General features: G+C 37.2%; 34 protein-coding genes and 1 pseudogene. 32 read left to right on the top strand and 3 right to left on the bottom strand.

Translation table 11 applies throughout. From position 1 onward, the window contains the following. Positions 1-25 precede the first annotated feature (25 nt). Positions 26-1,942, bottom strand: coding sequence for an FTR1 family iron permease (locus tag FA584_RS11740; protein ID WP_228447989.1), 1,917 nt, complete (start codon positions 1,940-1,942; stop codon positions 26-28). Positions 1,943-2,171: 229 nt separating this feature from the next. Continuing rightward, positions 2,172-2,720 (bottom strand): ribonuclease HII, encoded by a 549-nt coding sequence (gene rnhB, locus FA584_RS11735; protein ID WP_167749558.1) that lies wholly within the window; start codon positions 2,718-2,720, stop codon positions 2,172-2,174. Between the two features lie 67 nt (positions 2,721-2,787). On the opposite strand from rnhB, the gene FA584_RS11730 reads away from it, so the two are divergent. Next, positions 2,788-4,038, top strand: coding sequence for an ATP-binding SpoIIE family protein phosphatase (locus FA584_RS11730; RefSeq protein ID WP_167749557.1), 1,251 nt, complete (start codon positions 2,788-2,790; stop codon positions 4,036-4,038). Here the strand turns inward: FA584_RS11730 and FA584_RS11725 are convergent. Then, positions 4,027-5,100, bottom strand: coding sequence for an ATP-binding protein (locus FA584_RS11725; RefSeq protein ID WP_167749556.1), 1,074 nt, complete (start codon positions 5,098-5,100; stop codon positions 4,027-4,029). The genes FA584_RS11730 and FA584_RS11725 overlap by 12 nt on opposite strands. A 168-nt stretch (positions 5,101-5,268) precedes the next feature. Between FA584_RS11725 and rpsJ the strand changes: the two genes are divergently transcribed. From rpsJ to FA584_RS11570, 31 genes and pseudogenes are all read left to right on the top strand, one after another. Continuing rightward, positions 5,269-5,580 carry a 30S ribosomal protein S10 gene (gene rpsJ / locus FA584_RS11720; RefSeq protein ID WP_096047370.1) on the top strand — a complete coding sequence of 104 codons (312 nt, stop codon included), beginning with the start codon at positions 5,269-5,271 and terminating at the stop codon, positions 5,578-5,580. A gap of 9 nt (positions 5,581-5,589) precedes the next feature. Beyond that, entirely contained in the window at positions 5,590-6,168 is a 579-nt protein-coding gene (gene rplC, locus FA584_RS11715; protein ID WP_096047369.1) for a 50S ribosomal protein L3, read from the top strand. Further along, positions 6,165-6,779: a 50S ribosomal protein L4 gene (gene rplD / locus FA584_RS11710; RefSeq protein WP_087439381.1), complete on the top strand. Its 615-nt coding sequence runs from the start codon at positions 6,165-6,167 to the stop codon at positions 6,777-6,779. Before rplC ends, rplD begins: the two co-directional genes overlap by 4 nt. Positions 6,780-6,781: 2 nt before the next feature. After that, positions 6,782-7,063, top strand: coding sequence for a 50S ribosomal protein L23 (locus FA584_RS11705; RefSeq protein WP_025345777.1), 282 nt, complete (start codon positions 6,782-6,784; stop codon positions 7,061-7,063). Between the two features lie 2 nt (positions 7,064-7,065). Further along, complete coding sequence (rplB, locus tag FA584_RS11700; protein ID WP_087439380.1) at positions 7,066-7,896, top strand: 50S ribosomal protein L2; 831 nt, start codon at positions 7,066-7,068, stop codon at positions 7,894-7,896. Beyond that, positions 7,897-8,178 (top strand): 30S ribosomal protein S19, encoded by a 282-nt coding sequence (gene rpsS, locus FA584_RS11695; RefSeq protein WP_025345775.1) that lies wholly within the window; start codon positions 7,897-7,899, stop codon positions 8,176-8,178. A 7-nt stretch (positions 8,179-8,185) separates the two neighbouring features. Further along, positions 8,186-8,515: pseudogene (rplV, locus tag FA584_RS11690) on the top strand (50S ribosomal protein L22); the annotation flags it as partial. Between the two features lie 4 nt (positions 8,516-8,519). After that, positions 8,520-9,233, top strand: a complete 714-nt coding sequence (gene rpsC / locus FA584_RS11685) for a 30S ribosomal protein S3 (protein ID WP_087439378.1) — start codon at positions 8,520-8,522, stop codon at positions 9,231-9,233. Beyond that, a complete protein-coding gene (gene rplP / locus FA584_RS11680) occupies positions 9,233-9,658 on the top strand; it encodes a 50S ribosomal protein L16 (protein WP_087439377.1) in 426 nt (141 codons plus the stop codon). Before rpsC ends, rplP begins: the two co-directional genes overlap by 1 nt. Further along, positions 9,645-9,833, top strand: a complete 189-nt coding sequence (gene rpmC, locus FA584_RS11675; RefSeq protein ID WP_037960715.1) for a 50S ribosomal protein L29 — start codon at positions 9,645-9,647, stop codon at positions 9,831-9,833. Before rplP ends, rpmC begins: the two co-directional genes overlap by 14 nt. A 9-nt stretch (positions 9,834-9,842) precedes the next feature. Next, complete coding sequence (rpsQ, locus tag FA584_RS11670) at positions 9,843-10,094, top strand: 30S ribosomal protein S17 (RefSeq protein WP_069478761.1); 252 nt, start codon at positions 9,843-9,845, stop codon at positions 10,092-10,094. After that, the gene (rplN, locus tag FA584_RS11665; RefSeq protein WP_012857721.1) at positions 10,094-10,462 is read left to right on the top strand and encodes a 50S ribosomal protein L14; all 369 of its coding nucleotides are present in this window, start codon (positions 10,094-10,096) and stop codon (positions 10,460-10,462) included. Before rpsQ ends, rplN begins: the two co-directional genes overlap by 1 nt. Next, the gene (gene rplX / locus FA584_RS11660; RefSeq protein ID WP_096047368.1) at positions 10,462-10,698 is read left to right on the top strand and encodes a 50S ribosomal protein L24; all 237 of its coding nucleotides are present in this window, start codon (positions 10,462-10,464) and stop codon (positions 10,696-10,698) included. Before rplN ends, rplX begins: the two co-directional genes overlap by 1 nt. Further along, positions 10,698-11,243 carry a 50S ribosomal protein L5 gene (gene rplE / locus FA584_RS11655; protein ID WP_087439375.1) on the top strand — a complete coding sequence of 182 codons (546 nt, stop codon included), beginning with the start codon at positions 10,698-10,700 and terminating at the stop codon, positions 11,241-11,243. Before rplX ends, rplE begins: the two co-directional genes overlap by 1 nt. 1 nt (position 11,244) lies before the next feature. Beyond that, the gene (locus FA584_RS11650; protein WP_012857718.1) at positions 11,245-11,430 is read left to right on the top strand and encodes a type Z 30S ribosomal protein S14; all 186 of its coding nucleotides are present in this window, start codon (positions 11,245-11,247) and stop codon (positions 11,428-11,430) included. Positions 11,431-11,441: 11 nt separating this feature from the next. Further along, positions 11,442-11,837: a 30S ribosomal protein S8 gene (rpsH, locus tag FA584_RS11645; RefSeq protein ID WP_096047367.1), complete on the top strand. Its 396-nt coding sequence runs from the start codon at positions 11,442-11,444 to the stop codon at positions 11,835-11,837. A 75-nt stretch (positions 11,838-11,912) separates the two neighbouring features. Next, positions 11,913-12,449, top strand: a complete 537-nt coding sequence (gene rplF, locus FA584_RS11640) for a 50S ribosomal protein L6 (RefSeq protein WP_096047366.1) — start codon at positions 11,913-11,915, stop codon at positions 12,447-12,449. Positions 12,450-12,458: 9 nt separating this feature from the next. After that, on the top strand, positions 12,459-12,815 hold the full coding sequence (gene rplR, locus FA584_RS11635; RefSeq protein ID WP_167749555.1) for a 50S ribosomal protein L18: 357 nt from the start codon (positions 12,459-12,461) through the stop codon (positions 12,813-12,815). A 24-nt stretch (positions 12,816-12,839) separates the two neighbouring features. After that, positions 12,840-13,283, top strand: coding sequence for a 30S ribosomal protein S5 (rpsE, locus tag FA584_RS11630; RefSeq protein WP_012857714.1), 444 nt, complete (start codon positions 12,840-12,842; stop codon positions 13,281-13,283). A 17-nt stretch (positions 13,284-13,300) separates the two neighbouring features. Next, positions 13,301-13,705: a 50S ribosomal protein L15 gene (gene rplO / locus FA584_RS11625; protein ID WP_096047364.1), complete on the top strand. Its 405-nt coding sequence runs from the start codon at positions 13,301-13,303 to the stop codon at positions 13,703-13,705. Continuing rightward, entirely contained in the window at positions 13,702-14,964 is a 1,263-nt protein-coding gene (gene secY, locus FA584_RS11620) for a preprotein translocase subunit SecY (protein ID WP_087439371.1), read from the top strand. Before rplO ends, secY begins: the two co-directional genes overlap by 4 nt. Positions 14,965-14,969: 5 nt before the next feature. Further along, positions 14,970-15,728, top strand: a complete 759-nt coding sequence (gene map / locus FA584_RS11615; RefSeq protein WP_167749554.1) for a type I methionyl aminopeptidase — start codon at positions 14,970-14,972, stop codon at positions 15,726-15,728. A 16-nt stretch (positions 15,729-15,744) separates the two neighbouring features. Beyond that, the gene (gene infA, locus FA584_RS11610) at positions 15,745-15,963 is read left to right on the top strand and encodes a translation initiation factor IF-1 (RefSeq protein WP_012857710.1); all 219 of its coding nucleotides are present in this window, start codon (positions 15,745-15,747) and stop codon (positions 15,961-15,963) included. A gap of 163 nt (positions 15,964-16,126) precedes the next feature. Next, positions 16,127-16,240, top strand: coding sequence for a 50S ribosomal protein L36 (gene rpmJ, locus FA584_RS11605; protein ID WP_038533455.1), 114 nt, complete (start codon positions 16,127-16,129; stop codon positions 16,238-16,240). Between the two features lie 2 nt (positions 16,241-16,242). Then, a complete protein-coding gene (gene rpsM, locus FA584_RS11600; protein ID WP_069478756.1) occupies positions 16,243-16,611 on the top strand; it encodes a 30S ribosomal protein S13 in 369 nt (122 codons plus the stop codon). Between the two features lie 21 nt (positions 16,612-16,632). Then, entirely contained in the window at positions 16,633-17,025 is a 393-nt protein-coding gene (gene rpsK / locus FA584_RS11595) for a 30S ribosomal protein S11 (protein ID WP_014770213.1), read from the top strand. A 78-nt stretch (positions 17,026-17,103) separates the two neighbouring features. Beyond that, positions 17,104-17,730 (top strand): 30S ribosomal protein S4, encoded by a 627-nt coding sequence (rpsD, locus tag FA584_RS11590; protein ID WP_167749553.1) that lies wholly within the window; start codon positions 17,104-17,106, stop codon positions 17,728-17,730. A gap of 15 nt (positions 17,731-17,745) precedes the next feature. Further along, the gene (locus tag FA584_RS11585) at positions 17,746-18,759 is read left to right on the top strand and encodes a DNA-directed RNA polymerase subunit alpha (protein WP_087439368.1); all 1,014 of its coding nucleotides are present in this window, start codon (positions 17,746-17,748) and stop codon (positions 18,757-18,759) included. Between the two features lie 3 nt (positions 18,760-18,762). Next, the gene (gene rplQ / locus FA584_RS11580; RefSeq protein WP_087439367.1) at positions 18,763-19,113 is read left to right on the top strand and encodes a 50S ribosomal protein L17; all 351 of its coding nucleotides are present in this window, start codon (positions 18,763-18,765) and stop codon (positions 19,111-19,113) included. Between the two features lie 151 nt (positions 19,114-19,264). Further along, positions 19,265-19,549, top strand: coding sequence for a NifU family protein (locus FA584_RS11575; RefSeq protein ID WP_087439366.1), 285 nt, complete (start codon positions 19,265-19,267; stop codon positions 19,547-19,549). After that, complete coding sequence (locus FA584_RS11570; RefSeq protein WP_087439365.1) at positions 19,546-20,109, top strand: tetratricopeptide repeat protein; 564 nt, start codon at positions 19,546-19,548, stop codon at positions 20,107-20,109. The genes FA584_RS11575 and FA584_RS11570 overlap by 4 nt, the downstream gene beginning before the upstream one ends.

Below are 20,109 nucleotides of genomic sequence, written 5' to 3'. Positions count from 1 at the left end.
AAAATCGTTCTCCTTTTTTTGAGATTCAAGCTTTTTTCGCTTGAATCATGATGTATAACGAGCCCACAATCAGCCCAATGACAAGCACTGCTTGGAGAATAAGGCTTTGCATATACGGGTAAATTCCAAGCCACGTTAGTGTTGGAAAGCCCTCAATCAGGGCTGGTTGAAACACTTTGCCTTCCACCAGTTCCATAATACCTTTGCCAGTAAAGACGATTGCCATGTAAAAAATGATCGCACTGGTAATCATGAAAAAAGGCTTAATTGGAATCCTGATCGCTCCCGCTTTGAGGAGGAAAAAGAGGATGATAAGTGCAATGACGCCCGCGCCAAAACCTGCGGCTAACATGCTGTACCCAAGCGGAGTTTTTGCATCAAAAATGAGTGCTTGATAGAACAGTACCGTCTCCGCACCTTCACGGTAAACGGCTAAAAAGACGGTAAACCAGAGTGCCCTAATTGAGCCAGAACTCAGTGATTCCGAGACTTTTTCCGCAATGTAATGACTCCATTTTTTCGCATGCGCATTGGAGAGAAGCCAGAAGCCCACGTAGTACAGTAGTCCAACGGCGACGAGCATTGTCACACCTTCTAGCATTTCGCGTGATTCTCCTGGATTTTGGAAGATCAAATTCATCACAAAAGCAGTCACAAAGCTAAGTACAATCGCACTCCATAAAGCGCTGTAAACGATGTTAAGGCGTGTTGCATTGCCACTTTTGATTAAGTAGGCAATGACGGCGGTGACAACGATGAGTGCTTCAATGCCTTCGCGTAAAATGATGATCAAAGAGTAGAGAAATTGACTCCATGGTGAATCCGAACCCGAGAGCTTTTCAGCGCCACTTGCAACTTGCGTGTTGAGTGAATCCATCTCGCTTAACACACTTTCAGGTGTACTTTGATTTTTCATCAGCGCTACGATTTTGCTGAAGGAGCTTTCGATGCTTGTTTTTAGATTGCTATCAACAGCGCCAATTTTGACTTCCATCCCACTGGCTTCAAAGATGTCAAAATAGGAATTTTGAACCAGTTGCATCGCTTTTTTAGCATCGCCTGCACTGTAGAGTTTGTGTGCTTCTGTTAGTTTTGCTTTGAGATTTGCCATGACAGGCGTGAAGTCTTCTTTGACCGCTTCTTGAGCCTCTTCTTTAACAGTTACAACCGCTAATTTAGCAGCATCTGTTGGTAGTTCAAGCATTGAGTGCCAGATGTTGCTCTTCAAACGCTCCAACTCCTCTTTGAGTTCCTCTTTGGTGTGAATCTCTTCATCCACAGCGCGAATGACACGCCCCATCTCTTGCTGAATTTGGCTATCGCGCCATTTGGAGATGTATTTACGTACCGCTGTTTCGATCATGCCGTTACGGTAATCTTCAAATTTAGCAGAGGTAATGAGAAATTTTGTCTCTTCTTTATCGCCTTTTTCGAAAGCATTTAAGGCTTTGGCATATTTGGTTTCGATTTGCTTGTAGAGTGTTTTCCATTTGATATCTAATGTAGGCTCGGGTGTTTGTTCTACAGCTTTTAGATGACTATCATCGCCCTTTTCACCAATGAGGCGTGTCCCTTTTTCAAGTTTAGGAAGTACTTCTGCCATTTCAGACGCGAGATTGTCCATAACGGCTTTGACTTCAGCAACCGATGCACCATCATTAATCAGCTTGCGAATCGATACAAATTCTGCTTCCATCGCATACGATTTTTTACCCGATACATTAATACGAATAGGACCTTCAAGATTTTCAAAAAGCTCAAAATAAGCACTTTGTGCCACTTGTTTTGCCTCTTCTTGCGCTCCTTTTTCGTACAGAGCTAAACTCTCTTTAAAGGTTTGATTAATTCTATTTATAATATCAGCATAATTTGTTGTTGCCGCCGAAAAAAGTAGGGAGGGGAGAAAGCCTAGCAAAAATAAGCAGAGCATTTTATACTTCATTGAGTTACCTTTTTGTTTATTCGAGGATTATCTAAAACCGTTTAAGTATTTATAATTGATAATCGTAATCGAATAATAGTACTCTATTCCTTTTATATAAATAAAAATCATTATTAAATTAAATTTGTGTTAAATAAAATAGTAAAAAAGAAGAAAGTTGAAATAAATGTTTAAAAAGTGTGTATGGATCTTGTATTAAAGATAGCTCAAGAGTTCTTGCAGAACTCTATTAAAATAGAGAAGGTTGTGTGAGGGATTTAATTTTGAAAGATTTACGGTGCAGTTCGCAGTATCCAAAGGCTTTAATTTTTTCGACATGTAAAGCACTTCCATAACCTTTGTGTTTTTCAAATTCATATTGAGGATACGTAGAGGCAATTTCATACATATAGCGGTCACGACTCACTTTAGCCAAAATACTTGCCGCACTCACTTCAGGCACTTTGGCATCGGCTTTGATCATGGTGGTAATGCCAGATACACCAAAATTGCAGTTACCATCCATCAAAATATCATGATCTTCAAAATGCGCTTTGATTGTTTTTATGGCGTACCTAAGACAAGCACTTAAGCCTTTGGTATCAACCATGAGGTTATCGCAAAAGACGATTTTAAATTCTGCTTTGCTCTGTAATATCTCAAAAAAAGCTTCACGTTGTTTTTCGCTGAGTTGTTTGGAATCGTTAAGTCCTACGACAGGCTCTTTTAAAATGGCTCCTGCTACAACCAAAGGACCGGCTAAACATCCACGTCCCGCTTCATCAATACCACATAACATTCAAACTCCTTTACATGTAAACGAAGTTTAGTGTAGATTTGCTAAAATGTCCCAAAGGAGTCTATCCATGTTACACGAAAAAGAAGATCTTGAAAAAGCATTTAATAAAGAGCTTTTTGTCATTAAAAATGACCTCTATTATCAACAGATTGATCTTACTAAAAATGGCAAGAAAGAGCTTTTACGTGTGGATATTTCCTATAGACCACACAGCACACTCAGCGGAGATACCTACTCTTTACGTAAGACCAATGACGGAAGACTGGTTGGTTTTATCGCCGATGCAATGGGTAAAGGACTCTCCGCGGCGATGAGTGCGATGGCGATCACGCGATTTTTAAACTATTTTTTTGATGAGTTGGAAGATGAAGAGGGTTTTGTCTTTGATGTTTGGATTAAAAAGACATTGAAATTTTTACAAAAAAATCTTTTTGATGAAGAAATTATGAGTATTGTGCTCGTTGAGTATGACATACAAGAATCTATCATCAAGTATGCATCTTGTGGCATGCCGACTTTTTTTATTTTAAGTGAGGAAAATGAATTTCAAGCAATTCGCAGTAATAATCCGCCACTGAGTATTTTTACCGAGAATGTGCGCACGATGAGTCTGCCTTCTATTCCTATTGCTAAAATGCTCTGTTACAGTGATGGATTGAGTGAGAGTAGCACCTCGGATGGTAAGTTATATGCTTCCTACTTGAAGGAGGATTTTATTGATTCGATTTGTGTCAAAGACTTTCGCGATAAAGTGAGCGCACGTATTGGCAAAGGCGATGACGATTTGACCTACGTTTATATTCAAAAGCTTGCACGATCCAAAGAGTTTGAAACATTACGTATTGCAAGCACCTACGAAGCCATTGATGAATCTTTAACAACCATTTCGCAGTATTTAAAAGAGCATGATGTGGACAGTAAAACGTTGAGCCAGATTATGCTCACACTTTCAGAGCTGTTACTCAATGCTTTGGAACACGGGAGCTTTGGCGTTGATAAAGCGCATAAAAATTATTTGATAGAGCATAATTTATTTGATGATGAGATGGCACGTCTTGAAAAACTACATCAACACAAAAAAATCAAAATAACGTATGGAATTCTTCCAAGCGGAAAGCGTCAACTCTTTGAGGCGACCATTAGTGATCAAGGAGAAGGGTTTGATACGATGGTGTTGAAAAACATTGTCATTAATGCTGAAAAATTTAATGGTAGAGGATTTGTGATTATTCGAAAACTTTTAGATCACTTCTATTTTAATAAAAAAGGTAATGCCATTACGATTCAAAAATTTATTACACCTTTTTTAGAGTTGTAGTGCCCATTCCCAAAAGGGAGCAATGGAAAAGCTAAATCCTTCAATGTCTTTGGCACTTTCACTGCTCAGCGTGACGACTTCAATACGCTTTACATGTAAAGCCCAAAAAGTTGGTAAAAGCTTTTGAAGTTTCATCTCAATCGCCTCTGTGGTCGCAAAGCCTACGCATAAAATAGCTAAGGATTCATCGGGTAGATAAAAGTCAATTCCTTCTTCGTAAAAGACTTTTTTACCGCGCTTGATGAGTTCTAAAAAAACCATATTTTCAAAACGCTTCAAAAAGTCTTTTTTGAAAGTCAGGGCATCTTTGAGTGCAAAATCAATGGGATAGACTTTTTTCGTGCTACTTGGTTGATTGTATTTTTCTACTAAAAAAAGAAGATTTTGATCGATGAGTTCAGAAGTTATGGCATAGAGCTTATCTTTGGAAATTTTTGTAAAAACTTTCAGATGATTATAAATCTGAAAAAGTGAAATTTTTGAGCCTTGCATTTCACATAAACGTTTGTAAATGAGAAATGTTGTGGTATCTCCTAAAATTAGGTGAAGCATCTCTTGCATCTGTTTTTGGGAATTTTGTTCACTATTTTGCACGATTTGTGGAAATGTTCCATTGTTGGTATAAAAGTTAAAAAGATGTTCAATATTAGAGTGTTTTTTGTCAAAAGAGATAAATTCTTCAAAATCGAGTGGAAAAAGTATGAGTGAATCATAGCCTTTAAGTGTTTTACATGTAAAGATAGTCGTCAGTAAAATTTCATCGACGTTTGGAAGTTCAAAAGAGAAGTCAAAATGCTCTATTACCAGTAGTTTGATACGATTTTTTTGCACAAAAGTGGCTAGATTTTCAGCGACTAAATGAGGCTCAATGCGGTCATCGGAAAAATCAATATAAAGGTAGCTACCTTTTTCATAATGACTTAAATGATCAATAATCAGATGACTTTTTCCACTCTTCCGTGGTCCATAAAGAATGCTTTTTTTATGGGTAATAGAAATTTTACGATCAAAAAAGAGTGTGTTTTTGAAATTCATTTCATAAAAAAATTGAAGTGTTTGCATCTCTTTCCTTTGAAAAAAGTGTATAACTTTCCTTATTAAAAGGAAATAAAATAACTATTCTTAATACAAAAAGCCCCATATTTGTTGACTTTTGATATCTATTGTTGTAAAATCACAGTCCTTTAATTAGGTCATCTTCAAGGTGGCAAGTTCTTTACAGGGGTACAAATGGAAAAAATTAGACTTAAACTCAAGGCGTATGACCATAGAGTTTTAGACAGATCTGTTGCAGCTATCGTTGAAGCTGTTAAACGAACTGGAGCCGAAATTGTCGGACCAATTCCTATGCCTACAAAAGTCAAGCGCTATACAGTGCTTAGATCTCCGCACGTAAATAAAACTTCAAGAGAGCAATTTGAGATGAGAATCCATGCACGTATGATTGACATCGTGTCTGCGACTACGGATACAGTTGATTCACTCATGAAACTTGACCTCGCTCCAGAAGTCAATGTTGAAGTTAGAGCTATGGGTAAATAAGGGGTAATGATGGAATATATTATTGAAAAAATCGGCATGAGCCGAACAATTGCAGTACCAAGCGTTCCTGTCACGTTACTCAGAGTTTTAGAAGCGAAAGTATGTGAAGTTAACGCTGACAAACGCGCTTTAGTTTCGTATGTTAGTGGCAAAAAAATGAACAAAGCTATTGCAGGTCAGCAAAAAAAGTATAACCTTTCTGCTGCATTCAATCGTTTTGTGACACTTGATGTTGCAAATGCAGAAGCGGGCGATTTAGATACAGCACCTTTGGGCGAAGCAAAAACACTTAAAGTGTCTTTGAATACTAAAGGTAGAGGTTTTGCAGGTGTTATTAAACGCCACAATTTCCAAGGTGGTCCTGGTGGACATGGTAGTCGTTTTCACAGAGCTCCTGGTTCAATCGGTAACTGTGAATGGCCGGGTCGTGTTCAAAAAGGCAAGAAAATGCCTGGTCACTATGGTAACACTCAAGTCACCGTAAAAAATGAGATCGTTTCATTTGACGCACAAAATGGTATCTTGGCTGTTAAAGGCTCAGTTCCAGGTGCAAATGGATCATTAGGTAAAGTAAGGATTGTTAAATGAGTAGTGCAATCGTATTAAATGAAAAATTAGAAAATGTTGGTGCATTGGCTCTTCCTGCAAGTTTTGAAGAAGTCCATTCACATAACCTATATCTTTATGTCAAATCATACCAAGCTGCACTTCGTTCAAACACTGCAAACACCAAAACAAAAGGTGAAGTAAGCGGTGGCGGTAAAAAACCTTGGGCTCAAAAAGGTCGAGGTGGTGCACGTGCTGGTAGTAGAAGAAGTCCAGTATGGGTTGGTGGTGGTGCTGCATTTGGCCCTAAAGCTAACAAAAATTATGATTTAAAAGTCAACAAAAAGCAGAAAAAATTGGCGCTTGAATTCGCATTGAATGAAAAAGCAGTCAATAACGCACTTTTTGTTGTTGATTCTTTGAGCGTTGAATCTGGTAAAACCAAAGACGCATCAAAAATCGTTAAAACACTTGGCACAAGAGACGCATTAATCGTTAAAGAATTGGTTGATGAGAAAACATTGTTAGCGTTTAGAAATCTTCAAAACTGCTACCTTGTCGAAGCAAATGAGCTTAATGCGTATTTAGCAACTGCGTTCTATGCGGTAATCATAGAAAAATCAGTGCTTGAAACAATCACAAAAGAGGGCTAAGAATGGCTGATATTACTGATATTAAGGCAATCCTTTATACTGAAAAGAGCTTGAGCCTTCAAGAGAATGGTACAGTTGTTATCCAAACTTCAGTAAGAATGACAAAAAATGGTTTAAAAGAAGTATTAAAACAATACTTTGGTTTCACTCCATTAAAAATCAATTCTCTTAGAGTTATGGGAAAAGTTAAGAAGTTTAAAGGCATTGAAGGCAAACGTAATGATTTTAAAAAGTTTTATGTTCAGTTGCCAGAGGGCGCTAAACTAGAGAATGTGGAGGCGTAATCATGGCAATAAAATCATTTAAACCCTATACACCAAGTCGTAGATTTTTAACAAGTCTTGATTCTGGTGACATTACTGCTAAAGCGAGTGTTCCTTCACTTCTCGTGAAAATCGCTGCAACTGCAGGTAGAAATAACAATGGTAGAATCACTTCTCGTCATAAAGAAGCTGGTGCAAAAAAACTTTACAGAATTATTGATTTCAAACGTAGAAAATTTGGTATCGAAGGTACAGTTGCTGCTATTGAATATGATCCAAACAGAAATTGTAGAATTGCACTTATTAATTATATTGATGGAGAAAAAGCTTATATTCTTCAACCATCAGGATTAAAAGTAGGTGATAAAATTCAAGCAGCTGAAAGTGGACTGGATATTAAACCAGGTAACGCAATGAAGCTAAAAAGTATCCCTGTTGGTACTATCTTACACAACCTTGAACTTAAACCAGGTAAAGGCGGACAAATGGCACGTAGTGCTGGTGGTTACGCTCAACTTATGGGTAAAGAGACTCAATATGTTATGGTAAGACTTCCAAGTGGTGAGATGAGACAAATCTTGGCTGAGTGTATGGCTACGGTGGGTGTTGTCGGAAATGAAGATTGGGCGAATGTTGTTATCGGTAAAGCGGGTCGTAACAGACACCGTGGTATTAGACCTCAAACTCGTGGTTCTGCAATGAACCCAGTCGATCACCCACATGGTGGTGGTGAGGGTAAAACCAACTCAGGACGTCATCCAGTAACTCCATGGGGACAACCAACTAAAGGTAGAAAAACTCGTAAGAAAAAAGCGAGCGACAAACTGATTATTTCTAGAAGAAAAGGAAAATAGATGGCTAGATCGCTAAAAAAAGGTCCTTTTGTTGATGCTCATTTGTTGAAAAAAACGGTTGAAGCAAAAGAGACAAAATCAAACAAGCCGATTAAGACATGGTCTCGTAGAAGTACTATTATTCCTGATATGATCGGTTTGACATTTAACGTCCATAACGGTAGAAACTTTGTTCCAGTATATGTTACAGAGAACCATATCGGTTATAAGATGGGTGAATTCGCACCAACTCGTACGTTCAAGGGTCATAAAGGCTCTGTTCAGAAAAAAATTGGTAAGTAGGTAGACTATGAGTAAAGCAATATTAAAATTTATCAGATTATCTCCTACAAAAGCAAGGTTAATTGCACGTGAAGTTCAAGGAATGAATGCTGAGCTTGCTATGGCAAGTTTGGAATTTATGCCAAACAAAGGTGCAAAAATCATCTCTAAAGTGATCGCTTCTGCTGTTTCTAATGGCGGATTTGAACCACAAGAAGTCATTGTCGCTTCTTGCCGTGTTGACGCAGGTCCGGTACTTAAACGTTTTCTGCCAAGAGCAAGAGGTAGTGCGAGTGGCATTAGAAAACCAACTTCTCATGTATTTGTTGAAGTAGCAAAAGCTGCAAAGAAGGAAGACTAAGATGGGTCAAAAAGTAAATCCGATTGGTTTAAGACTTGGTATTAATAGAAACTGGGATTCTCGTTGGTTTCCAGGTAAGCAAACCTTAGCGACAAGCATTGGTGAAGATTACAAAATTAGAACATTTTTGAAAAAAGAGCTTTACTATGCAGGTGTCAGTCAAATTTTGATCGAGCGTACTGCTAAAAAGCTTAGAGTTACAGTTGTTGCTGCACGTCCTGGTATCATTATTGGTAAAAAAGGCTCTGATATTGAAAAATTAAGAGTCAAATTGACTAAATTGATTGATAAAGACGTTAATGTTAACATTAAAGAAGAGAGACGTCCTCAAGCTTCAGCACAACTTTGTGCAGAAAACGTTGCAATGCAACTTGAGCGTCGTGTAGCCTTTAGAAGAGCAATGAAAAAAGTAATTCAAGGTGCACAAAAATCAGGTGCTAAAGGTATTAAAATTTCTGTTTCTGGACGTCTTGGTGGTGCTGAGATGGCAAGAACTGAATGGTATCTTGAAGGACGCGTTCCACTTCATACCCTTCGTGCAAAAATCGATTACGGTTTTGCTGAAGCACACACAACATACGGTGTGATTGGTGTTAAAGTATGGATCTTCAAAGGTGAGGTACTTGTTAAAGGTATCGTTCCGGAAAAAGAAGAAGCATCTGAAAAAGAGAATTCACGTAAGCCAAGAGCGCGTAAAGAGAGAGGTAAAAACTAATGTTAATGCCTAAAAGAACGAAATATAAAAAGCAGATGAAAGGCCGCAATCGCGGTGAAGCCCATAGTGGTGCTTCAATCTCTTTTGGTGAAATCGGTCTCAAAGCTGTTGAAGCTGGACGTATTGATTCACGTCAAATTGAGGCTGCGAGGATTGCGTATACAAGACATGTTAAACGTCAAGCTAAGACTTGGATTCGTGTATTCCCAGACAAACCATTAACAGCTAAACCTATCGAAACACGTATGGGTAAAGGTAAAGGTTCTGTTGATAAGTGGGTTATGAATGTTAAGCCTGGTAGAATTATTTTTGAAATGGCAGGTGTACCTGAAGAGTTGGCTCGTGAAGCATTAACTCTTGCAATGCATAAATTGCCTTTTAAAACCAAGATTGTAACTCGAGAGAGCGAAAATGAAGTATATTGATTTAAACGGCAAAAGCGCGTCAGAGCTTTTAGAGTTGTTAAAAGAGAAAAAGGTTCTTTTGTTTACATTAAGACAAAAGTTAAAAACAATGCAACTTACTAATCCAAATGAGATTAAAGAAGTTAGAAGAGATATCGCGCGTATTAATACGGCAATTTCTGCTCAAAACAAGTAGGGGTAACTAATGGCTTTAAAACGAGAGATTCAAGGCGTAGTTGTTCAGAAAACTGGTGATAAAACTATCACCGTTTTGGTAGAGAGACGTGTAATGCACCCAAGATATCGCAAGTTCGTTAAACGTTTCAAAAAATACCTAGTCCATGATGAGAGCAACCAAGTAAAAATCGGCGACACAGTAAGCGCTATCGAGTGCAGACCACTTTCAAAAAGAAAGTCTTTTAGACTTAGCGCAGTTGTTAAAGTGGGAGTTGAATAATGATACAAAGTTTTACAAGATTAGCTGTTGCTGATAACAGTGGTGCTAAAGAAATCATGTGTATTAAAGTTCTTGGTGGTAGTAAACGTCGTTATGCAACGGTAGGTGATGTTATCATCGCTTCTGTCAAAAAAGCTTTGCCAAGCGGTAAAGTTAAAAAAGGACAAGTTGTCAAAGCGGTTATCGTAAGAACAAAAAAAGAGATTCAAAGAGAAAATGGTTCATTGATTCGTTTTGATGAAAATGCAGCTGTTATTCTTGATAATAAAAGAGAGCCAATCGGTACAAGGATTTTCGGACCAGTTGGTCGTGAAGTTCGTTATGCTAACTTCATGAAAATCGTATCTTTGGCACCGGAGGTACTATAATGGCGACTAAGATGAAAATTAAAAAAGGTGATACTGTTAAAGTAATCGCAGGCGACGATAAAGGTAAAGAGGCAAAAGTTGTTCAAGTAATGCCCAAAACTTCACAAGTCGTTGTTGAAGGTTGCAAAGTAGTAAAAAAAGCCATTAAGCCAAGTGAGAGCAATCCTAAGGGTGGTTTTTCAAATATTGAAAAACCAATTCATGTCTCTAACGTAGCTAAAGTAGAGGGTAAATAATGAACAGATTGCAAGAGAAATTTAATGCTGAAGTTCAACCAGCATTAGTTAAAGAGTTTAATATTGCTAATCCTATGTTGTCACCTAAAATCGAAAAAATCGTTATTAGCGTTGGTGCTGGTGAAGAAGGTAAAGATACTAAGTTATTGCAAAATATCGTTGATACTATCTCTTTAATCGCTGGACAAAAAGCGGTTGTTGCGAATGCTAAGAAATCAGTTGCTGGTTTTAAAGTACGTGCTGGTTATCCAGTCGGTGTTAAAGTAACACTTCGAAAAGAGAATATGTATGTATTTTTGGACAAACTTATTTCTGTAGCACTTCCTAGAGTAAAAGATTTTAGAGGTCTTCCAAGAGTAGGTTTTGACGGACGTGCAAACTATAACTTTGGTCTTAATGAACAATTGATGTTCCCTGAAGTTGAGTATGATAATATCATGAAAACTCACGGAATGAATATTACAGTCGTAACAACTGCTAGCAATGATAAAGAGGCATTTAAACTTCTTGAACTCATTGGTTTGCCGTTCGCAAAAGGTAAATAATATGGCTAAAAAATCGATGATTGCAAAGGCTGCGAGAAAGCCTAAGTTTCAAGTAAGAGCATACACACGATGTCAAATTTGTGGACGTCCACACTCTGTTTACAGAGATTTTGGTATCTGCAGAATTTGTCTTCGTAAAATGGCAAATGAGGGTCTTATTCCAGGCCTCAAAAAAGCAAGCTGGTAAGGAAATAGACTATGATTAATGATCTAGTAGCAGATTCTTTAACAAGAATCAGAAATGCATCAATGAGAAAACTTGATGTCACAAAGTTAATGCATTCAAAACTGGTTGAAGCGATTTTAGTTATTTTCCAAAACAAAGGTTATATCGAAAGTTTTAACGTTGTTGAAGAAGGTCCTAAGAAATTTATCAATGTTGTTTTGAAGTATGACGCAAGAGGCATCCAAGTTATTAATGAAGTGAAAAAAATCTCAAAACCAGGCCGTAGAGTCTATAAAGGTCGTGATGAGATTAAACGCTTCAAAAATGGTTATGGTACGATTGTTGTTAGTACATCAAAAGGTGTTCTCAGTAATGATGACGCTCACAAAGCAGGTCTTGGTGGCGAAGTTATCTGTAGTATTTGGTAATTAGCTGTTCTTTTATGGTATTCGATATCCATTCTAAGATTGTAAGCTTATCGTAGACAAGTAAAAGGAAATAAAATGTCTCGTATTGGTAAAAAACCTGTCAAGATACCTGCTGGCATTGATGTGTCAGTAAATGGTAATCTCGTTGAGTTTAAAAAAGGTAGTGTTCAAAAAATATTGGATACTAAAGGAAATGTTGACGTAAATGTTCAGGATGGAGAGCTTGTATTTATTTCAAAAGGTGCTGATCGTCAGAGCAGCGCTTTTTGGGGAACATACCGTGCGCTTGGTCAAAATATCGTCACAGGTTTAACTGAAGGTTTTAAAAAGCAACTTGAGATTAACGGTGTTGGTTATAGAGCTGCCGTTAGTGGTAATGTTCTTGAACTTCAACTTGGATTTTCTCATCCAATCAATTATGAATTTCCAAAAGATATTCACATTGTAGTTGAAAAAAACGTGGTAACTATTCAAGGTGATGACAAGCAAGTAGTTGGTCAGATTGCTGCCGAAATTAGAAGTTTTAGAGCTCCAGAGCCTTACAAAGGTAAAGGTGTTAAATATTCTGATGAAACTATTATCCGTAAAGCCGGAAAAACTTCCAAGAAGTAAGGGTAAGAGATGAGAGCAAATATTTTAAAACGAAAGCTTGCATTAAGAGTTAAGCGTAAAAAAAGAGTAAGAGCAGATATTTCTGGCACAGCTGAGAGACCAAGAATCTCTTTCTTTAAATCAAACAGATTTATCTATGCGCAAGCGATTGATGATATAAGTGGTGTTACTTTGGCAAGTGTAGATGGCAAAAAATTAGGTTTCAATGCTAGCAAAGCAAGTGCAATAGAAGTTGCAAAAGCTTTTGCAGAGACGCTCAAGGCTAAGAATTTGACTAAAGTTGTCTATGATAGAAATGGTTATTTGTATCATGGTGTAGTTGCTGCTTTTGCAGATGGCCTTAGAGCAAACGGCATAGTGCTATAAGAAAAAGAAGAGGAAAACGATTCAATGGAAAAATACAACAGAGAAGAGTTTGAAGAAGTCATCGTTAACATTGGCCGCGTAACAAAAGTTGTTAAAGGCGGTAGACGTTTTAGATTTACAGCACTCGTTGTTGTTGGAAATAAAAAAGGTCTTGTTGGCTTTGGTTTTGGTAAAGCTAAAGAGGTTCCTGATGCTATTAGAAAAGCAGTTGATGATGCATTTAAAAACATTGTCAAAGTAAATATCAAAGGTTCAACAATCGCTCATGATGTTGAAGTTAAATTTAATGCAAGTCGTATTATTCTTAAACCAGCAAGTGACGGTACCGGCGTAATCGCTGGTGGTGCAACTCGCCCTGTTGTTGAGCTTGCAGGTATTAAAGATATTTTGACAAAGTCATTAGGTTCAAACAATGCTTCTAACGTGGTAAGAGCGACAATTAAAGCTCTTAGTATGATTAAAAGCTAAGTGGAGAAGGATTCAAAATGGCATTAGATAATCTTACACCAGCAGAAAACTCTACCAAAGAGATCAAACGCGTAGGTCGTGGTCAAGGTAGTGGTATGGGTAAAACTGCAAGCCGTGGTAATAACGGTCAAAAATCTCGTACGGGTTATAAACGTAAAAGAGGTTTTGAAGGTGGTCAACAACCACTTCAAAGAAGATTACCAAAAGTTGGTTTTACTTCTAAAATTGAAAAACCTTATGTTATTAATATCGATAGAATTAAGGCAGTTTCAGAACTTGCTGAAATTACTGTTGATGCAATTCGTACAGTACATAAAATTGCTAGTACGGTTGTAAAAGTAAAATTGATTGGTGTGAATGCAAAAGAACTTGCTGCTAAAATCAAAGACGAAAACGTCATTTTTACTGGAATGAGTAAATGAGCCAAGATCTCACGAAGAAGATCTTAGTTACATTAGGTTTTATATTAGCATACAGGATACTGGCATATGTGCCAGTGCCTGGTGTTAACCTAGAAGTAATTAAAGAATTCTTCGACTCCAATAGTTCCAACGCACTTGGAATGTTTAATATGTTCAGTGGTAACGCTGCACAACGCCTTAGTATTATATCGCTAGGTATTATGCCTTATATCACCGCATCCATTATTATGGAACTTCTTGCAGCAACTTTTCCAACACTTGGTAAAATGAAAAAAGAACGCGATGGTATGGTTAAATATATGCAGATCATTCGATATGCATCGATTGTTATTACGGTTGTACAAGCCATTGGTGTTTCCGTTGGTCTTGGAGGGCTTAGTGGTCGAGCGGGCGAGAGTGCTATTATGATCGATATGACTACCTTTACAGCCATTGCAGCTGCAAGTATGCTTACTGGAACCATGCTACTCATGTGGATTGGTGAACAGATTACGCAACGTGGTATTGGTAATGGTATCAGTTTGATTATTTTTGCAGGTATCGTTTCAGGTATCCCTCATGCAATTGGAGGAACCATTAACCTTGTAAATACAGGTGAATTGAATTTCCTTGTCGTTATTGGAATTTTAGCCGTTATTTTAGCGACAGTTGGCTCAATTATTTATGTTGAAATGGGTGAACGACGTGTTCCTATCTCGTATTCACGCAAAGTAGTGCTTCAAAATCAACATAAACGTATTATGAATTATGTTCCTATTAAAATGAACCTAAGTGGTGTTATTCCTCCTATTTTTGCAAGTGCAATTTTGATGTTTCCATCAACAATTATGCAAGCAAGTACAAATCCTATTATTCAATCGATCCATGATTTTTTGAATCCAAATAGTTATGTATTTAATGTATTAACATTCTTATTTATTATTTTCTTTGCTTATTTTTATGCATCAATTGTTTTTAATGCAAAAGATATCTCAGAAAATCTTAAAAAGCAAGGTGGCTTTATCCCTGGCGTTCGTCCAGGTGAGAGTACGGCACTTTTCTTAAATGAGGTTGCAAGTAGACTAACTTTTTGGGGCTCTATTTATTTAGGCCTAATTTCAACACTTCCTTGGGTCTTAGTAAAATTCATGGGCGTTCCTTTTTATTTTGGTGGAACAGCAGTTTTGATTGTTGTGCAAGTAGCACTTGATACAATGCGTAAAATTGAGGCACAAATGTACATGAATAAATATGAAACATTGAGTGCTGTAGGACTTTAACGAGTATGGCAATTACTATTAAAAAACCGCAAGAGATCAAAAAGCTCTCGGTAGCAAATCAAATTGTTGCAAAAACATTAGACTATCTTACATGTAATATTCATCCAGGGATCAGTTTGAAAGAACTGAATGCCATGGGTGAGTCTTACATTAAAAGTATGGGAGCGCGTGCTGCCTTTAAAGGCCTTTATGGATTTCCTGCGGGGGTTTGCACGTCAGTTAATGAGGTAATTATTCACGGAATTCCGACAGAGTATCGTCTTCAAGAAGGGGATATTATTGGTCTTGATATTGGTACAGAAATTGATGGCTGGTATGGAGATTCTGCTGTAACAGTAGGAGTCGGTGAGATCTCAAAGAGTGATGAATCCTTAATTGCATGTGCTAAGGATGCACTTTATTATGCCATTGATATTATTGAACCGGAAATGCGCTTTAAAGAGTTGAGCTATGCTATTGAGCAATTTATTCTACAAAAAGGCTATGTTCCTTTGCGTGGATTTTGTGGACATGGTATTGGTAGAAAAGCGCATGAAGAGCCAGAACTTCCTAATTATTTAGAAGGAATCAATCCTAAAAGTGGTCCTGAAATCAAAAATGGTATGGTGTTTTGTATAGAGCCAATGATCTGCTATAAAGATGGTACACCAAAGATTTTAGAAGATAAATGGGGCGTAGTTTCTGCCGATGGGTTAAGAGGAAGCCACTACGAGCACACAGTTGCTATCGTAGATGGTAAAGTAGAAATTTTGTCTCTATCTTGAGATTATAGGAGGTAAAATGGCAAAAGATGATGTGATTGAAATAGACGGTAAAGTGATCGAAGCACTTCCCAATGCAACCTTTAAAGTTGAAGTACAAAATAGCCATGTGATTTTATGTCATATTGCAGGAAAGATGAGAATGCATTATATTAAAATAATGCCAGGAGATACTGTAAAGGTTGAGTTAACACCGTATAGTTTAGATAAAGGGCGTATAACCTATAGGTATAAGTAAATTATTAGCTTAATTTATGTATAATTTACCCCTTTTGTAAAGCTGTGTGAAGAATAATCGAAAAAGAAACCACTGTTTTTTCGATTGTTGGTTTGAGATACATCATCAAACCTGTGACAGTTTAACTCAAAATTCCAGTGGAAATAAAGTTCAGGAGTCACGAATGAAAGTACGACCTTCTGTAAAGAAGATGTGCGATAAGTGCAAAGTGATTAAACGAAAAGGTATCGTTAGAGTCATTTGCGTAAATCCAAAACACAAACAGAGACAAGGATAAGCATGGCAAGGATTGCAGGTGTAGACCTTCCAATGAAAAAGAGAGTAGAGTATGGTTTAACATATATCTACGGTATAGGTTTGACAAGTTCTAGAGCTATTTTAACAGCTACTGGGATTTCGTTTGATAAAAGAGTACATGAGCTAAGTGAAGATGAAGTTGCTGCCATTCGTAAAGAGATCCAAGCAGATTTCCAAGTAGAAGGTGACCTTCGTAAAAAAGTGGCTATGGATATTAAAGCTTTAATGGATATGGGAAGCTATAGAGGTCTTAGACACAGAAAAGGCTTACCAGTTCGTGGTCAGAAAACAAAAACGAATGCGCGTACCCGAAAAGGTAAAAAACGTACCGTTGGCGCAAAAGCTAAATAACGAAGTCTCAAAGGGAAACAGATGGCAAAAAGAAAAGTAGTACGTAAAAAAGTTGTTAAGAAAAATATTGCTAAAGGTATTATTTATATCTCTGCAACATTTAATAACACTGTCGTAACTGTAACTGATGAGATGGGGAATGTTATTGCTTGGAGCAGTGCCGGTAGCTTGGGCTTTAAGGGTAGTAAAAAATCTACTCCTTATGCAGCACAACAAGCCGTAGAAGATGCATTGACTAAAGCAAAAGAGCATGGACTCAAAGAAATCGGTATTAAAGTTCAAGGACCTGGAAGTGGTCGCGAGACAGCGGTAAAAAGTGCTGGTACAACAGAAGGTATTAAAGTATCTTTCCTAAAAGATATTACGCCTCTTCCACACAATGGCTGTAGACCTCCCAAAAGAAGAAGAGTTTAATTTCTAATCTTTAGAATATAACTTCTTTATAGAGAAACAAAATAATTTTTTCGTTTACGCAATAGATTAGGAGAAAAAATGGCGAGATATAGAGGACCAGTCGAAAAGCTCGAGAGAAGACTCGGTGTTAGCTTAGCCCTTAAGGGTGAGCGAAGACTTGCTGGTAAAAGCGCATTAGATAAGCGACCATATGCACCAGGTCAACATGGACAAAGAAGATCAAAAATTAGTGAGTATGGACTCCAATTAAGAGAGAAACAAAAAGCTAAATTTATGTATGGAGTTTCTGAAAAACAATTCAGACGTATTTTTGACGAAGCAGCAAGAAGAGAAGGAAATACAGGTATTAACCTTGTACTTCTTATTGAAAGAAGACTTGATAATGTTGTATACCGCATGGGTTTTGCAACTACAAGAAGATTTGCACGTCAATTAGTCACACATGGACATATTTTGGTAAATGGCAGCAGAGTTGACATTCCTTCATTTGTAGTACGTGCAGGTGACAAAGTAGAAGTTTGTGAGAAATCTAAAAATAATCCACAAGTGAAAAGAGCTCTTGAATTAACACAACAAACTGGTATTGCACCATGGGTTGATGTTGAAAGAGAAAAAGCAATGGGTATTTTTACACGTATTCCAGAGAGAGAAGAAATAGTTATTCCGGTTGAAGAAAGATTAATCGTTGAGCTATACTCTAAATAATAAAGTAGGTAGTATATGAAAAAAATCAATACATCAGCTTACATGCCAACTGAAATTGAGGTAGAAAATATTGCTGCAAATAAGGTTCAAATTAGTGCATACCCATTTGAATCTGGTTTTGCGGTAACATTAGCACATCCTTTACGTAGATTGCTTTTAAGTAGCACAGTAGGATCTGCACCAACGGCTGTAAAGATTGAAGGCGTAACCCATGAATTCGATAGCATGCGTGGTATGCTTGAAGATGTTGCTCTTTTCATCATTAATCTTAAAAATATTCGTTTCAAAATCAAAGGTGATGAGAAACGTGTAGAGGTTAACTACTCATTTACTGGACCAAAAGAGATTAAAGGAAGTGACTTAGCAAATGCACAAATTGAGATTGTTACGCCAGACGCATATTTGGCAACAATTAATGAAGATGCAGAATTTAACTTTTCTTTGATTCTCGAAAAAGGAATCGGCTATGTTCCAAGTGAGAACATTAGAGGTTTGGTCGGAGAAGATTATATCGCACTTGATGCTTTCTTTACACCTGTAAAAAGAGCAGTTTACGATATTGAGAATGTTTTGGTTGAAGACAATCCTAATTACGAAAAAATTGTTTTCACAATCGAAACAGATGGACTTGTTTCTCCAATCGAAGCTTTTAAAAATTCGCTTGAAGCGATGTATGCACAGATGTCAGTATTTAATGGCATTTTAGATATTGCAGTGGCTCCAAAGAGTGAGAGTTCTAATGAGAGTGTAGAGCTCGGAAAGCTATTACAGAGTATTGAAGAGTTAAATCTGAGTGCTCGTAGCTTCAACTGCTTAGATAGAGCAGAGGTTAAATATATTGGTGAGCTTACTCTGATGAGTGAGTTAGAACTCAAAAACCTTAAAAATCTAGGTAAAAAATCGTTAGAAGAGATCAGACAAGTTATGGAAGAGAGTGGTTATCCTGTCGGATATAATTTCTCTGACGATACGGCAAGTTTGCTCAAGAAAAAAATTGAAGATTTAAAATCTGAAGCCAACGAGGGTTAATTTATGAGACATAAGCACGGATACAGAAAGCTTGGTCGTACTTCATCACACAGAGCGGCATTGTTGATGAACTTGGCTATAGCTGTCATTAAATATGAAAAAATCGAGACAACACTTCCAAAAGCAAAAGAGCTTAGAGGATATGTTGAAAAATTGATTACGAAAGCTGGAGTTGGTGGCGATCATGCTCACAAAACAGTTTTTGCTGCACTTCAAGATAAAGAGTGTACAAAAAAATTAGTTAATGAGATCGCACCTAAATATGTTGAGAGAAATGGTGGTTACACCCGTATTGTAAAAACACGTATTAGAAAAGGCGATGCAGCGCCTATGGCGTTTTTAGAACTCGTTTAAATCTCACTTTTTTTGCCTTGGGAGTCGTTTACTCTCAAGGCATATCTTCGTTAAATTTTTTTAACCCAAAACACTTCTCCTCCACTAAAAAATTAAGTCACTTTTAACTCAAACTATTGTTAAATTAGATACTTTTGCTATAGGAGAATCTATGATACCATTTAGTGACGAAGAGTTACTTCCAGTTGTTGAAAAATCACTTGAAAAAATTAAGCCAATGTTGGCATTAGACGGTGGCGGACTAACGTTACTTGGCATTAAAGGTGGGCGTGTTTTTGTTCAATTACAAGGTGCGTGCCAAGGATGTGCGTCCAGTGGGCAAACACTTAAATATGGCGTTGAACGCCAACTTAGAATTGATATTCACCCTGAAATAGAAGTTGTAAATATTTTACCAGGCACGGAGAATGAGTTTGAAGTATTAGGAGAGCAATGAACGCTTATATAAAAAAAGGTATTGAAAAATTTTACGCAAAGAACTTTGCTGAGGCAATGCTACAGTTTGCATTGGCTTTGAGTGAAGACCCAAAATCTAAAGAAGCTCGAATTGGAGCTATTTTATGTGATATGGCAGCTCAAAATGAAGAACAAGCAATGGCTCTTTTTGAGTACTATATTTTAACCAAAGAGAATGGTGCTGAAGATTGTGAAGATGTAATGGAAGAAATTATTAATTCCGTGGAAGAACATAGCGAAAAAATTGCCCATTTATTTACAGAGAATGATCTTGAAGCACGCATAAATGCAGAAAATGGTATCAAGTATGAAGACTTTATGAGTTTAATCAAATCTCGTGGTAGTTTTAAAGAGGCTTTTGAAGATATTATGTTCTCTACCAAAGTCATTATCTCAAAAAAAGAAGATTTTGTTGATTTTTTATCTAAATTGATTGACAATGGATTTATCGAAATGTCTCTTAATTACCTTGAGAGTGCTATCACTCTTTTCCCAAATGATGAGCAGCTATTATCGCTCATTAAAAAAGCACAAAAATAA

The organism is Sulfurospirillum diekertiae, assembly GCF_011769985.2.
GTDB lineage: Bacteria > Campylobacterota > Campylobacteria > Campylobacterales > Sulfurospirillaceae > Sulfurospirillum > Sulfurospirillum diekertiae.
This window is presented reverse-complemented; position numbering and strand designations above follow the sequence as displayed.

Coding starts and splice junctions, on each gene's coding strand:
- FA584_RS11740 (WP_228447989.1), bottom strand. CDS start 1,942: ATGAAGTATAAAATGCTCTGCTTATTTTTGCTAGGCTTTCTCCCCTCC.
- rnhB (WP_167749558.1), bottom strand. CDS start 2,720: ATGTTATGTGGTATTGATGAAGCGGGACGTGGATGTTTAGCCGGTCCT.
- FA584_RS11730 (WP_167749557.1), top strand. CDS start 2,788: ATGTTACACGAAAAAGAAGATCTTGAAAAAGCATTTAATAAAGAGCTT.
- FA584_RS11725 (WP_167749556.1), bottom strand. CDS start 5,100: ATGCAAACACTTCAATTTTTTTATGAAATGAATTTCAAAAACACACTC.
- rpsJ (WP_096047370.1), top strand. CDS start 5,269: ATGGAAAAAATTAGACTTAAACTCAAGGCGTATGACCATAGAGTTTTA.
- rplC (WP_096047369.1), top strand. CDS start 5,590: ATGGAATATATTATTGAAAAAATCGGCATGAGCCGAACAATTGCAGTA.
- rplD (WP_087439381.1), top strand. CDS start 6,165: ATGAGTAGTGCAATCGTATTAAATGAAAAATTAGAAAATGTTGGTGCA.
- FA584_RS11705 (WP_025345777.1), top strand. CDS start 6,782: ATGGCTGATATTACTGATATTAAGGCAATCCTTTATACTGAAAAGAGC.
- rplB (WP_087439380.1), top strand. CDS start 7,066: ATGGCAATAAAATCATTTAAACCCTATACACCAAGTCGTAGATTTTTA.
- rpsS (WP_025345775.1), top strand. CDS start 7,897: ATGGCTAGATCGCTAAAAAAAGGTCCTTTTGTTGATGCTCATTTGTTG.
- rpsC (WP_087439378.1), top strand. CDS start 8,520: ATGGGTCAAAAAGTAAATCCGATTGGTTTAAGACTTGGTATTAATAGA.
- rplP (WP_087439377.1), top strand. CDS start 9,233: ATGTTAATGCCTAAAAGAACGAAATATAAAAAGCAGATGAAAGGCCGC.
- rpmC (WP_037960715.1), top strand. CDS start 9,645: ATGAAGTATATTGATTTAAACGGCAAAAGCGCGTCAGAGCTTTTAGAG.
- rpsQ (WP_069478761.1), top strand. CDS start 9,843: ATGGCTTTAAAACGAGAGATTCAAGGCGTAGTTGTTCAGAAAACTGGT.
- rplN (WP_012857721.1), top strand. CDS start 10,094: ATGATACAAAGTTTTACAAGATTAGCTGTTGCTGATAACAGTGGTGCT.
- rplX (WP_096047368.1), top strand. CDS start 10,462: ATGGCGACTAAGATGAAAATTAAAAAAGGTGATACTGTTAAAGTAATC.
- rplE (WP_087439375.1), top strand. CDS start 10,698: ATGAACAGATTGCAAGAGAAATTTAATGCTGAAGTTCAACCAGCATTA.
- FA584_RS11650 (WP_012857718.1), top strand. CDS start 11,245: ATGGCTAAAAAATCGATGATTGCAAAGGCTGCGAGAAAGCCTAAGTTT.
- rpsH (WP_096047367.1), top strand. CDS start 11,442: ATGATTAATGATCTAGTAGCAGATTCTTTAACAAGAATCAGAAATGCA.
- rplF (WP_096047366.1), top strand. CDS start 11,913: ATGTCTCGTATTGGTAAAAAACCTGTCAAGATACCTGCTGGCATTGAT.
- rplR (WP_167749555.1), top strand. CDS start 12,459: ATGAGAGCAAATATTTTAAAACGAAAGCTTGCATTAAGAGTTAAGCGT.
- rpsE (WP_012857714.1), top strand. CDS start 12,840: ATGGAAAAATACAACAGAGAAGAGTTTGAAGAAGTCATCGTTAACATT.
- rplO (WP_096047364.1), top strand. CDS start 13,301: ATGGCATTAGATAATCTTACACCAGCAGAAAACTCTACCAAAGAGATC.
- secY (WP_087439371.1), top strand. CDS start 13,702: ATGAGCCAAGATCTCACGAAGAAGATCTTAGTTACATTAGGTTTTATA.
- map (WP_167749554.1), top strand. CDS start 14,970: ATGGCAATTACTATTAAAAAACCGCAAGAGATCAAAAAGCTCTCGGTA.
- infA (WP_012857710.1), top strand. CDS start 15,745: ATGGCAAAAGATGATGTGATTGAAATAGACGGTAAAGTGATCGAAGCA.
- rpmJ (WP_038533455.1), top strand. CDS start 16,127: ATGAAAGTACGACCTTCTGTAAAGAAGATGTGCGATAAGTGCAAAGTG.
- rpsM (WP_069478756.1), top strand. CDS start 16,243: ATGGCAAGGATTGCAGGTGTAGACCTTCCAATGAAAAAGAGAGTAGAG.
- rpsK (WP_014770213.1), top strand. CDS start 16,633: ATGGCAAAAAGAAAAGTAGTACGTAAAAAAGTTGTTAAGAAAAATATT.
- rpsD (WP_167749553.1), top strand. CDS start 17,104: ATGGCGAGATATAGAGGACCAGTCGAAAAGCTCGAGAGAAGACTCGGT.
- FA584_RS11585 (WP_087439368.1), top strand. CDS start 17,746: ATGAAAAAAATCAATACATCAGCTTACATGCCAACTGAAATTGAGGTA.
- rplQ (WP_087439367.1), top strand. CDS start 18,763: ATGAGACATAAGCACGGATACAGAAAGCTTGGTCGTACTTCATCACAC.
- FA584_RS11575 (WP_087439366.1), top strand. CDS start 19,265: ATGATACCATTTAGTGACGAAGAGTTACTTCCAGTTGTTGAAAAATCA.
- FA584_RS11570 (WP_087439365.1), top strand. CDS start 19,546: ATGAACGCTTATATAAAAAAAGGTATTGAAAAATTTTACGCAAAGAAC.